This window comes from Pseudomonas sp. HR96 (assembly GCF_034059295.1).
Lineage (GTDB): Bacteria > Pseudomonadota > Gammaproteobacteria > Pseudomonadales > Pseudomonadaceae > Aquipseudomonas.
In genome coordinates this window covers 1718688-1731251 of record NZ_CP139141.1, presented here as the reverse complement: position 1 = coordinate 1731251, position 12564 = coordinate 1718688, and the positions used below count along the sequence as shown (strand labels likewise).

The window sequence follows — 12564 nt, the reverse complement described above, 5'->3', positions numbered from 1 at the left end:
AGATTGAGAGAGTGCGGATGCCAGCCAGGGCCGGCCCCATCGCAACGGGGTCAGCCCTTGCCCACCATCAAATCATCTCTTCGCCGCCCTTGCCACCCAGCACGATCTCGCCGGCTTCGGCCATGCGCCGGGCGATGGTGAGGATTTCCTTCTGCGCCGCCTCCACGTCGCTGACCCGCACAGGCCCCTTGGCCTCCAGGTCGTCGCGCAGCAGCTCGGCGGCGCGCTTGGACATGTTCTTGAAGATCTTCTCGCGCACCCCTTCGTCGGCGCCCTTGAGGGCCACCACCAGCACGTCCGAGGACACCTCGCGCAGCAGCGCCTGGATGCCGCGGTCGTCGACGTCGCGCAGGTTGTTGAAGACGAACATGAGGTCTTCGATCTGCCCGGACAGGTCTTCGTCGATCTCGCGGATCGAGTCCATCAGCTGGCCTTCCACCGAGCTGTCGAGGAAGTTCATGATATCCGCCGCCCGCTTGACGCCGCCCAAAGTGGTCCGCGCCGCCTGCGAGTTGCCCGAGAACTGCTTCTCGAGGATGGTGTTCAATTCTTTCAGCGCCGCCGGTTGCACGGTATTCAACGACGAGACCCGCAGGATGATGTCCAGGCGCGCCTTGTGGTCGAAATGCCCAAGCACTTCACCAGCCTGGTCGGCGTCCAGATACGCCACCACGATCGCCTGGATCTGCGGGTGCTCGTAGCGGATCACGTCGGCCACGGCCCGTGGTTCCATCCACTTGAGGCTGTCCAGGCCGCTGGTGTTGCCACCCAGCAGGATGCGGTCGATCAGGCCGTTGGCCTTGTCTTCGCCCAGCGCCTGGGTGAGCATCTTGCGGATGTAGCCGTCGGAGCCGACGCCCAGGCTGGTCTGGTCGCCGACCACTTCGACGAACTCGCTCATCACCTGTTCGACCTGCTCGCGGTGCACATTGCGCATCTGCGCCATGGCCACGCCCACCCGTTGCACTTCTTTGGGCCCCATGTGGCGCAGTACCTGCGCGGCATCGGTTTCGCCGAGGGAGAGCAGAAGGATCGCCGCCTTGTCGACGCGGGTCAGTTTTGCGGTAAGCGCGGGATTGTTACTCATCGGCGTTGATCCACTCTTTCACGACCTGGGCGACACGGCCCGGGTCTTCGGCCACCAGACTCTTGATTGCGTTCAGTTGGGCATCATAGCCCTCGGTCGGGCTGGGCAGCAGGATACTCTGCGGCCCGCCCAGGCTGACTCGGTCATTGGCCAGCTCGCCACCCAGGCCCGGCAGGCCGCCCAGTTCGACGTCACTGCCGTCGGCGCCGAGCATGCCGCCACCCTTGCCGCCCTTGCCGCCGCCGGTAATGTTGTTGAGCACCGGACGCAGCACACCGAACACCAGCACCAGGATGAACAGCACGCCCAGGCCTTGCTTGACGATGTCCCAGAACCACGGCTCCTTGTAGAACGGCGTCTCGGCGATCGGCTCGCCCTGAGCGGTGGAGAACGGCACGTTGATCACGGTCACGCTGTCGCCACGGCTGGCATCGAAGCCCACCGCGTCTTGCACCAGGCGGGTAAAGCGCGCCAGGGCTTCGGCGTTCCACGGCGTGCTGACCGGCTTGCCGTCGGCGCCGACGGCTACCTGATCGTCGACCACTACAGCCACCGACAGACGCTGCAGGCGACCCTGCTGCTGCTTGGTGTGGCTGATGGAGCGGTCCAGCTCGAAGTTCTTGGTGGACTGCTGACGCTTGTCGGCCGGGTATGGCGCGAGCATCGGCTGGCCGGTGGCCGGGTCCATGATCTGCTGGCCGTTGGCATCGAGCAGCGGCTGACCCGGGGCGATCGGCCCGGCAGCGGCGGCGCCGGCCTGGCCGCCGGTAGTCTGCGGCGCGCTGGCTGGGCTCGGTGGCTGGTTGCTCAAGGCGCCGGGCACGCCGGTCGGGCCGCTGGAGCCACTGGAGCGTTGTTCGCTGGTCGACTGCTCGCTGCGCAACGCCGGTTGGTCCGGGTTGAACTGCTCGGAGGTCGACTCGACGGCGCTGAAGTCGACCACGGCCGAGACTTCGGCCTTGTAGCGGTCGCTGCCCAGTACCGGTTGCAGGATGTTCTGCACGCGCTGGGTGAGCATGCTCTCCAGGCGGCGGCTGTAGTCGAACTGCTTGCCGGCCATGCTCAGCTCGGAGTTCTCGCCGGTGTCGGAGAGCAAGGTGCCCTTCTGGTCGACCACGGTCACATTGGACTTGTCCAGGCTGGGCACGCTGGTCGCCACCAGATTGACGATAGACAGCACCTGGCCCGGATCGAGGCTGCGGCCGGGATAGAGCTCGACCAGCACCGACGCGGTCGGCTTGCGCTCATCGCGCACGAACACCGAGCTCTTGGGGATCGCCAGGTGCACGCGGGCACCCTTGATGTTGTTGAGGCTGGAAATGGTCCGCGCCAGCTCGCCTTCCAGGCTGCGGGTGTAGCGGGCGTTTTCCATGAACTGGCTGGTGCCCAGGCCCTGGTCCTTGTCCAGCGATTCGAAGCCGACGTTGCCGTCGCTCGGGGCCACGCCGGCGCCGGCCAGTTTCAGTCGCGCACGACCGATGTCGTCGGCCTTGACCAGCAGCACCCCGGAATTGGGCTCCACAGTGTAGGGAATGTCGGCCTGGGCCAGGGTGTCCATGACCTGCTTGGTGTCCAGGCCCGCCAGGCTGCCATAGAGCGGACGATAGTCAGGCTGCTGCGACCACAGAACCACGGCGAAGCCGATCGCGACGCTGGCCGCCAGGCCAACCAACAGGCCGACCTGACGCAGCATCGTCATCTGCGAGATTTTCTCCAGCATGGACATGCTCAGGAGGGAAGATTTCCCGCCTGGCTTCTTTGCTGGCACTGTATCCGGGACTGCATCAGCCATGACTCAATTAATCCTCAAACCGGCATCTGCATGATGTCTTGGTAGGCCTGGACCAGCTTGTTGCGCACCTGGGTCATGGCCTGGAACGAGACGCTGGCTTTCTGCGAAGCGATCATCACATCGGTCAGGTCGACGCCGCTCTTGCCGATCTCGAAGGCGGTGGACAGCTGGTTGGACGCCTGCTGGGTATCGTTGACCTTGCTCACGGCACTGCCGAGCAGGTCGGCAAAGCTGCTCTGGCCGGTGGCCTGCACGCTGTCGGTGCTGGCGACCTTGGGCATGGCCATGGCGTCAGCCTGCATGCTGCGCATGTCCAACATCAACCGATTGAATTCAATACCCTGGCTCATGAAATCTCTCTCTGTGGCGGCGCGCAAATTTTTGACGGTGAAGCGGTCGGTACAGTGGAGTTAGCAAGGACGGTGCCAGTTGTGTGGAGTGGTTCAGCAAACAGATACATTAGCGGCTGCCAATCGATCACGACCCCGTCCGGACAGGTCCCAGGCTCAGGAAGCGTAAAGGCTGGCCTCCACATCCATCCCCGCGTCGCGCATCTGCGCCAGCTTGTAGCGCAATGTACGCGGGCTGATACCCAGCTTCTCGGCGGCCTCCTTGCGCCGGCCGCGCTCGCTGCGCAGGGTCTCGATGATCATTTCGAATTCGCGCCGGCGCAGGTCGTCTTCCAGCCCGCCAGCGGCCTCGGCCATGGGTGGATGCGGGTGGTGGTGGTCGACCAGCGGCGGGTGGATATTGTCCACCACCACCTTGAGCGCCGGGGTCAGCGGGCCGCTGATGGGGCCGGCCAGGCAGAAGTCCTCGGCCTGTATCAGCCCACCCTGCTGCAGGATCAGCGCACGCTGTACGGCGTTGTCCAGTTCGCGCACATTGCCTGGCCAGTTATAGCCGGTGAGGCAGGCCTGCGCCTGGGGCGATAGACGTACGGTACCCAACTTCATTTTATTGACGTGTTTGGCCAGCAGACGCTGGACCAGCGGCAGAATGTCGGCGCGTCGTTCGCGCAGTGGCTTCCAGGCCAGCGGGAACACCGACAGCCGGTAGTACAGGTCTTCGCGAAACCGCCCGGCCGCCACTTCACCGGCCAGCTCACGGTTGGTAGTGGCGACCACGCGGATGTCCAGGCTGATCGGCTTGCGCCCACCGACCCGCTCCACTTCGCGTTCCTGCAGCACGCGCAACAACTTGGCCTGCAGGCCCAGAGGCATCTCGGAAATCTCGTCGAGCAGGATGGTACCGCCGTCGGCCTGTTCGAACTTGCCGGCCTGGGCGGCGATGGCGCCGGTGAACGAGCCCTTCTCGTGGCCAAACAGTGTGGCTTCGAGCATGTTGTCGGGGATGGCCGCGCAGTTGATCGCCACGAACGGCTTGTCGGCACGGCTCGACTGGGTATGGATGTAGCGCGCCAGCACCTCTTTGCCGGTGCCGGATTCGCCGGAAATCAACACATTGGAATCGCTGCGCGCGACCCGCGCGGCCAGGTGCAACAACTGCACACTGGCCGGCTCCATGGCCACCGGCCCTTCGGTGTCGCTGGCGCGCATCGTGCCCTGGCCGTGGCGGGCGACCAGCTCGAGCAATGCTCGCGGCTCGAACGGCTTGACCAGGTAGTCGGCAGCGCCCTGGCGCATGGCGTCGACCGCGCGCTCCACGGCGCCATGGGCGGTCATGAGCAGCACCGGCAGTTGCGGCTGTTTGCGGCGCAACGCAGCGAGCAGCTGGTGGCCGTCCATGCCGGGCATGTTGACGTCGGTGACGACCATGCCGAAGGCCTCCACGCTGGCCGCCGCCAGGGCGTCCTCGGCGCAGGCCACGGCCTTGTATTCGTAGCCGCCGATTTCCAGGGTATCGCCCAGTGCTTCACGCAGGGCGCGATCGTCTTCCACCAGCAGCACTTTGATGTTCATCAGATGCCTTCCTCTGCAAGCGAGTCCTCGAGCGGCGGGACACTGACCACCTGCTCGGCGATCAAGGGCAGGCGGACAATGGCGCAGGTGCCGCGGCCGACTCGCGAATGCAACAGCAGCTCGCCTTGATGGGCGCGGGCCACCGCCTGCACCACCGTCAGGCCCAAGCCCGTGCCGGTGGTCTTGGTGGTGAAGAACGGCTCGCCCAGGCGCGCCAGAATCTGCGGCTCGATACCGGCGCCGCTGTCGCTGATCGTCACCCGCAGCTCGTGGCCACGGCGATACATGTGCACCTTGAGCCGCGCCTGCCCGGCGCTGGCCTGGATGGCGTTCTCGATCAGGTTGAGCATGGCGCCGACCAGGGTGTCGCGGTTGCACAGCAACTCGCCCTGGCGTACGTCGCACTGCCAGCGGATCGCCAGGTCCTGGGTCTTGACTTCGGCGGCGGCCTGCAACGCCTTGAACAGCGCCTGTGGGGTCAGCCGGTCGGTCAGCGGTAACTCGCCGCGGGCGAACACCAGCATGTCGCGCACCTGATGCTCCAGCTCGTGCAGGCGCTCCTTCAAGCGCCCGGCGAAGCGTTGCTGGGTTTCCACCGGCAGCGGCTGCTCGACCAGGTGGCTGGCATAGAGCAAGGCCGCCGACAGCGGCGTGCGAATCTGATGAGCCAGCGAGGCGACCATGCGTCCCAGCGAGGACAGGCGCTCATGGCGCGCCAGTTGTTCCTGCAGCTGACGGGTGCCGGTGAGGTCGGTGAGCAGCACCAACTGGCCGGGCTCGGAGCCCAATGAGCGGGTGGCGATGGACAGCCGGCGTCCGTCCTTCAGGGAAATCTCGTGGCCGTCGTCTTCCCGGGGGGCGAAGCAGCGGATGATTACCTGGCGCCACAGCTCGCCTTCCAGCGGCCGGCCGAGCAGGTCGCAGGCGGTGGGGTTGGCCTCGGTGACCCGGCCATGGCCGTCGATGACGATAACGCCACCGGGCAGCAGGTCCACCAGGTGCTGCAGGCGGTTGGCCAGGCGCTCTTTTTCCGCCAGCTCGGCCATGCGCTGGGCGCTGACCACGGCCAGCTCGCCCTTGAGTTCGGCCACACGGGCTTCGAGCATGCTGTAGGAGTCGGTCAGCTGCGTGGACATCTGGCTGAACAGCGAGAACGCCTGTTCAAGCCCCAGCCGGCTGGCTTCTTCAACCGAGGAAGATGCACTGGAGTTGTCGAACCCTTGGGCGGATGACATGGGGGCGGCCTGCGGCATGATGCTCTCTCGTGTGGCTCACCGTCATAAAACGGTGTCGTAGCAGAGACTTAGCAATAGCCGTGCCGGAAGATTTTGTCGGGTTGGTGACGGCGCCCACGGCGCAGGACAAAGCGCAGGACTGACAAGGGCTTAAGCGCGCAAGCGCAAGCGTTGTCGCAGACAGGCAAACGGCGCCATCGGGCGCCGTTTGCGGTAAAGCGGGTTTACAGGCGTCAATCCTCCGCCTGTTCCTCGCCTTCACCCTCACGCCGGCTCATGCCGTACTTGCGCATCTTCTCCACCAGGGTAGTGCGGCGAATGCGCAGGCGCTCGGCGGCGCGGGCGACGATGCCGTTGGCGTCGTCCAGTGCCTGCTGGATCAGGCCCTGCTCCAGGCCGCCCAGGTAGTCCTTGAGGTCCAGGCCTTCGGGCGGCAGCATCGCGCCGCTGGTGAAGTCCGGGGCATGGCCGTTGATGGCCACGCGCTCCTCCAGGTCGGTGCGCAGTGTGTCGACCATCTGCTCGTCTTCGTCATCGACATAGCGAAACTTCTTCGGCAGCTCGGCAACGCCGATCACGCCATAGGGATGCATGATGGCCATGCGTTCGACCAGGTTGGCCAGCTCACGGACGTTGCCCGGCCAGGCATGTCGGCACAGCGACATGATCGCCGCCGAGTTGAAGCGGATGGAGCCGCGCTTCTCGTGCTCCATGCGCGAAATCAGCTCGTTCATCAGCAGCGGGATGTCCTCGACGCGTTCGCGCAGCGGGGCCATCTCGATGGGGAATACGTTGAGGCGGTAGTACAGGTCTTCGCGGAAGGTCCCGGTCTCGATCATGCTCTCGAGGTTCTTGTGGGTGGCCGCGATGATGCGCACATCGATGCTCTGGGTCTTGTTGCTGCCCACGCGCTCGAAGGTGCGCTCCTGCAGCACACGCAGCAGCTTGACCTGCATGTTCAGCGGCATGTCGCCGATTTCGTCGAGAAACAGCGTGCCGCCGTTGGCCAGTTCGAAGCGCCCTGCACGGCTGGTGATGGCGCCGGTGAAAGCGCCCTTCTCGTGGCCGAACAGTTCGCTTTCCAGCAGCTCGGCGGGGATCGCCCCGCAATTGACCGGCACGAAGGGCGCGTCGCGGCGCTTGGAATGGTAGTGCAGGTTGCGCGCCACCACTTCCTTGCCGGTGCCCGACTCGCCGAGGATCAGCACGCTGGCGTCGGTGTCGGCGACCTGCTGCATCATCTGGCGCACGTGCTGGATGGCCCGGCTGGTGCCGACCAGGCTGCGGAACAGGTTGGGTTCGCGGTGGCGACCCCGCTCGCGGGCCTGGTCGTACATTTCGCGGTAGACCTGGGCGCGGTGCAGCGAGTCGAGCAGCTTGCTGTAGCTGGGCGGCATTTCCAGGCTGGACAGCACGCGACGGCGCTGGTCTTCGGGCAGGTCGGGGGTGCCGACGTCGCCGATCAGCAGGACCGGCAGGAATTCGTCCCAGGCGCCCAGGGTCTTGAGCAGTGCGCTCAAGCCGCCCGGCGCGCTGACCGTACCGATCAGCACACAGAGCGCCTCGCGGTTGGAGGACAATTTCTCGCACACCTGCTGCCAGCCATCGCTGGCGCAGGGCAGGTTGTCTTCGCCGAGGAAATTAAGGATCACCGCCAAATCGCGGCGGCGGACGCTATCGTCATCGATCAGCAGAATTTTGGTTTCACGCCACATGCAATAGCAACTTCCCTAGTCCACTCGGTACCCGAATTCGGGCAAGCTCGACACACTTTTTGCCACATTCTGAGTGAAGACGCCAGAACGCAGTAAACAGGCACTAGTAAAGTCAAAAAAGTAGCAATAGTCAAATTTATGGCGTTAACCATTTATCGGAACAGATGGTAAACCTTGGCCGCATTGTGCGAGTGGCTGACCTGCTTCATTTCGTCGACGATGGCCTGGCGTGCGCCCGTGGTCACTTCCAGCAGTTTGCGGTACACGCCGAGCAGGTCTTCCAGGTTGCTGCGCAGCAGTGCTTCATCCACGGCGGCACCGCTGTCCAGCACGCTTTCCACGCAGGCACGGCACTCGATGTCCAGGGTGCCGATGGCTTGCCAGTCTTCGGCAGCCAGGGCGTCGACCAGCGCGTCGCGGGTCTCTTCGATACGTTGCAGTGCGCTCATGGGCGGACTCCGGGGGCTATCTGCGTCGAGGGCAAACGGGCTATTGGACATCGGCGATGGCGTCCCAGCCGGACTTGAGCGTGATCAGCAGGCGGGCGACTTCGTCGATGGCCGCTGAGTCATTGTGACGGTTGGCTTCGGTCAGGCGCTCGATCATGTAGCCGTACAGCGCTTCGAGGTCGTCGGTGTAGCCAGGCTCGGCCTTTTCCGGGTCCAGGCCCAGGCGCAGGCCGTGGATGATGTCGATGGCCTTGCAGAGCATTTCGCCCTTGCGGCCAATTTCACCGCGAGCCATGAAGCCCTTGGCCTGGGCCATGCGATCGAGGCCGCCCTCCATGAGCATCTGCACCAGACGATGAGGGCTGGCTTCCGAGGTCTGAGCGTGGGCGTTGACCTTCTGATATTGGCGCATGGCTTTCATGGGATGCATTTGAATAGACCTCGTCACACGAAAATTGGAGATGTTCTGCTGCTTGTTAATTGTTTCGGCTTGGGGGAGGCAAACTTTAGGGTCTGGCTTGATGTTCAATTTGCCTGGGATCGGCCGCCCGCGCGGCCTGTCGCCAGCTGCGCCGGCTCCTACATTTGCTTCGAACGTGCCGTTTCAGTGGCATCGCCTATGACCGCTTTGGCGCTTGGCAATGTACCGCCGAACATCCAGAGCGGTCATAGGTGATGCCACTGGACGCACATGGATCGAAACAGATGTGGGAGCCGGCGTAGCTGGCGACAGGCCGCGCGAGCGGCCGGTGCTGGCCGCCCTTGAATCCGAAGGCGGGCCCAAGCCCCACCCTCTTACGTCGAAGAAGCCTTGTTCAGCGCGTTCAACGTGGTCATTACGCTGGAGCTGGTGGCCGTCAACTGCGCCACCAGGGTATCCATGGCGTTGTACTTGGCCGACAACGTCGTCTGCAGCGAGGCGATCCGAGTGTCCAGCTTGGTTTGCTGGTTGGTCAGGTCGGCCAGCGTGCTGTTCAGGTTGGTGGTGCGAACCGCGAGAATACCCGAAGAACCTGCGAACGAGTCGGTTGCCGTGGTCATGCTGGTCAGCAGGCCGGTCTTGCCAGTAAACAGCGCCTGCACCTGCGCAACCTGGCTCGGGGTCTGCACCGCGCTGTTCCAGGTGGCGTCGGTCATGGTCAACAGGCCGGTGTTCGGGTCAGTCGACACGCCCACCTGCGCCAGGGTGATGCCGCTGGTGTTGGAACTCGACACCAGTTGGTTGCGAATGGCCGACACCATATGCCGCACCGTGGCATCGCCTGTCAGGCCGCCGCCACTGGTAGTACCGTCCGAGTTGACGGTGACCTTGGTGAGGGTATTCATCGTGGTCATGAGCGCGTTGTAGGCGTCCATGAAGGTCGTGACGTTGGTTTTCAACGTCGAGGTGTCAGCCCCCACGGTGACCGTGGTGCCGTTGGAATCGGTGGGTGCGACCAGCTTGATGCTGACGCCACTGACGGCAGCCGCCACCGTATTGGTGGACGAACTCATGGCAATGCCGTCCAGCGAATAGCTGGCGTTGACGGGCGCTACCTGAGTGGTATAGGTGGTCAGATTGCTGTCGAGTGTTGAACCGCTCGCCGCGCTGACGGTAATCGCCGTGTTGTCACCGGTGGTCGTCGAGCTGAGCACCAGGCGCGAGCCATTGGCGTCGGTCAGGATGTTCGCCGAGATACCCTGGGAGGACATGGCCGAGTTGATTGCATCCCGCGCCTGGCTCAGGGTCGCGCCTGCGGCAATGCTGACCTTGGTGCTGTTGCCCGACTGACTGATGGTCAGGTCCTGCGCCGAAGTGCCGCTGTTGACCACCGTGGTGGCCTTGCCGGTGAACACGCCGGAGCTGATCTTCGAAGAGGTCGCCAGATTGTTGATGACCAGCTTGTAGCTACCGGCCGATGCCGTGCTGTCCACGGTTGCCGTGGCGACGCTGGTATTGCCGATGGTTGCCGACATACCGTTGAAAGTGGTGGCATTGTTCAGCCCTGCCACTGCCGTACGATAGGTGTCCAACGCGCTGGTCAACTGGCCGATGGCCGTCAGCGAAGTGTTGGCGACCAGCGTCTGCTTGTCGATCTGCGCCTGCTTGGGCGCTTTTTCGGAATTGACCAGAGCGGTCACGATCGACGCAGTGTCGATGCCTGAACCGATACCGGTGGAGGTGATCCCGGTGGTGCTGGCCGTTGTAGTACCGCTGGAGGTGGAACTCGTCGTGGACGCCGTCGAGGAGGTCGACGTCGTCCCGGTGGACGTAGTGCCCGTTGAAATAGTAGTCATCGATTAACTCCTGGTTCGATGGCTGGCGATATTTTGACTGATTCAGCCCGTTTACCGTCAGCCATCACATTGCATGCCAACCTCATACTTTCTCGTCGAAAAGCAGGCTGCCCGTTTCACTCAGGCTTTGCGCCAACTTCACCGCAGCCTCATCGGGGATCTGGCGAACCACCATACCAGTCTGGGTCGCGATGACCTTGACCACGACCTGGTGCGACTTTTCGTCGATCGAGAACTTCAGATTGCGCTGTGAAGAGTCGGCAAAGTCCTGGATGGACTTGACCGCCTTTTCCAGCTCGGCACGCTCGGGCTTGGCCTTTGCCGCAGGTTCGCTACCGGCCACCTTGCCGACGCTGGCAGCATCCTGGCCGCCTGCGGGAAGGGTGGACTGCACGGCATTCGCAGGGGCCTGCGTCGTTGTACTGACACTCATGTCCATAACCAATTACCTCTTGGCAATGAGGAGCCAAAAACCAAAAAAACGGAAGGGCACGTGAGCGCCCTTCCGTTATCAGTTACCCGGCGCCGGAATTACTGAAGCAGTTTCAGTACCGAAGCTGGCAGCTGGTTGGCTTGCGACAGGATCGCGGTGGAAGCCTGTTGCAGAGTTTGTTGCTTGGTCAGCTCGGCAGTCTCGGCAGCGAAGTCAGTGTCCTGTACGCGGCTACGAGCAGCGGTGGAGTTCTGCGAGATCGACTGCAGGTTGGCCACGGTGCTGTCGAAGCGGTTTTGCACAGCACCGAGGTCGGCACGCTGGGAGTCGATGTTGGAGATCGCCTTGTCCAGTGCAGCGATAGCGTTCTGAGCATGGGCAGCGCTGGTGATGTCGGTGTCGCTGACAGAAACCAGAGTCGAGCTTGCAGTGGTGCCCGAAGTTGCGAACAGACCGGTCACACCTGCGCCAGCCAGCGAGTAGCTCTTGGCATCGTTGAGCTGCACAGCACCGGTGGCGATCACGCCGTTACCGATGGCAGTACCGGAAGCCGCGTAGGTACCATCACCAGCAGCGGCGTTGACAGTCACGCCAGTGTAGTTAGCGGTCACACCGGTAGTGGTCGGATCGCCGAACTTGATGTTCTCGCCGGTGGACGAGGTCACGGTCACGGTGTTGGCTTTCGAATCGTAGTTGACGCTGATACCCAGCTTAGAGGCGTTCGATTGCAGTTGGTCAGCCAGGTCCGAAGCCGAGGTGGCGCCGACGATATCAACGTTGGTGTCGCCAACGGAGATGTTGAAGCTGGCGGTCGAACCCGAAGCGACGGTGAACTGAGCGTTGGTGCTGGCGGTGGCGGTCAAGCCAGGTACTGCGCCACTCAGGGCAGCAGCAGCGTCCTTGGCCGAGGCGCCGGCGGCGATGTCTACAGCTTTGGTCACGCCGCCACCGGTCACGGTGATCGAGCCGCTGGCGATGCCGGCGGTGCTTGGGGTGATGGCAACGCTGTTGACCTGAGCGGTACCGATCTTGTCGGCAGAAACGTCACCCAGGGTGATGTTGATGGTTTCGTTGGCGTTCGAACCAACCTGGAAAGCGGTGGTGCCGAACGAACCGTCGATCAGGTTCTTGCCACCGAAGGTGGTGGTGGTGGCGATACGGGTCAGTTCCGAAGTCAGCTGCGAGTATTCGGACTGCAGGGAAGCGCGGTCTTCGTCGCTGTTCGAGCCGTTGGCCGATTGCAGAGCCAGTTCACGCATCGATTGCAGGATGTTGGTCGATTCTTGCATTGCGCCTTCAGCGGTCTGCGCGATCGAGGTACCGTCGTTTGCGTTCTTTACCGCTACGCCCAGGCCGTTGATCTGGCTGGTCAGACGGTTGGAGATCTGCAGGCCGGCGGCGTCGTCTTTGGCGCTGTTGATTTTCAGGCCGGAAGACAGACGGGTCATTGCGGTGGACAGGGAGTCAGCAGCCTTGTTCAGGTTCTTTTGAACAGTCAACGAGGCAATGTTGGTGTTTACGGATAACGACATGACAAATTCCTCAGGGGTTGTTTACTGTGGCTTCCGGCCCTGGCAAGCGCCGGGTGTGGCCTAGAGAACCTTCGTAGTAGTTATCGTCGGTTTGCTCATTTGCTTGAGGGCTTTTTTTCAGA

Annotated in this window: 11 protein-coding genes; all 11 read right to left on the bottom strand. The window is 63.3% G+C overall.

The genetic code is table 11. The features are described 5' to 3' along the window. Positions 1–67: 67 nt before the first annotated feature. The 11 genes from fliG to SFA35_RS08080 all read right to left on the bottom strand — a co-directional run bounded on the left by fliG (position 68) and on the right by SFA35_RS08080 (position 12442). The gene (gene fliG / locus SFA35_RS08130) at positions 68–1087 is read right to left on the bottom strand and encodes a flagellar motor switch protein FliG (RefSeq protein WP_320577071.1); all 1020 of its coding nucleotides are present in this window, start codon (positions 1085–1087) and stop codon (positions 68–70) included. Further along, positions 1080–2879 (bottom strand): flagellar basal-body MS-ring/collar protein FliF, encoded by a 1800-nt coding sequence (gene fliF, locus SFA35_RS08125; RefSeq protein ID WP_320577065.1) that lies wholly within the window; start codon positions 2877–2879, stop codon positions 1080–1082. Before fliF ends, fliG begins: the two co-directional genes overlap by 8 nt. Positions 2880–2893: 14 nt before the next feature. Beyond that, a complete protein-coding gene (gene fliE, locus SFA35_RS08120; RefSeq protein WP_320577059.1) occupies positions 2894–3229 on the bottom strand; it encodes a flagellar hook-basal body complex protein FliE in 336 nt (111 codons plus the stop codon). Between the two features lie 156 nt (positions 3230–3385). Further along, entirely contained in the window at positions 3386–4801 is a 1416-nt protein-coding gene (locus tag SFA35_RS08115) for a sigma-54 dependent transcriptional regulator (RefSeq protein WP_320577056.1), read from the bottom strand. Further along, positions 4801–6036, bottom strand: coding sequence for a sensor histidine kinase (locus SFA35_RS08110; protein ID WP_320577054.1), 1236 nt, complete (start codon positions 6034–6036; stop codon positions 4801–4803). Before SFA35_RS08110 ends, SFA35_RS08115 begins: the two co-directional genes overlap by 1 nt. Before the next feature lie 233 nt (positions 6037–6269). Further along, on the bottom strand, positions 6270–7751 hold the full coding sequence (locus tag SFA35_RS08105; RefSeq protein WP_320577052.1) for a sigma-54 dependent transcriptional regulator: 1482 nt from the start codon (positions 7749–7751) through the stop codon (positions 6270–6272). A gap of 152 nt (positions 7752–7903) precedes the next feature. After that, entirely contained in the window at positions 7904–8200 is a 297-nt protein-coding gene (fliT, locus tag SFA35_RS08100; RefSeq protein ID WP_320577050.1) for a flagellar protein FliT, read from the bottom strand. A gap of 40 nt (positions 8201–8240) precedes the next feature. Next, the gene (fliS, locus tag SFA35_RS08095) at positions 8241–8630 is read right to left on the bottom strand and encodes a flagellar export chaperone FliS (protein WP_320577048.1); all 390 of its coding nucleotides are present in this window, start codon (positions 8628–8630) and stop codon (positions 8241–8243) included. Between the two features lie 365 nt (positions 8631–8995). Then, a complete protein-coding gene (gene fliD / locus SFA35_RS08090) occupies positions 8996–10477 on the bottom strand; it encodes a flagellar filament capping protein FliD (RefSeq protein WP_320577045.1) in 1482 nt (493 codons plus the stop codon). An 82-nt stretch (positions 10478–10559) separates the two neighbouring features. After that, entirely contained in the window at positions 10560–10916 is a 357-nt protein-coding gene (locus tag SFA35_RS08085) for a flagellar protein FlaG (protein WP_320577043.1), read from the bottom strand. A 92-nt stretch (positions 10917–11008) separates the two neighbouring features. Continuing rightward, complete coding sequence (locus SFA35_RS08080; RefSeq protein WP_320577041.1) at positions 11009–12442, bottom strand: flagellin; 1434 nt, start codon at positions 12440–12442, stop codon at positions 11009–11011. Positions 12443–12564 lie beyond the last annotated feature (122 nt).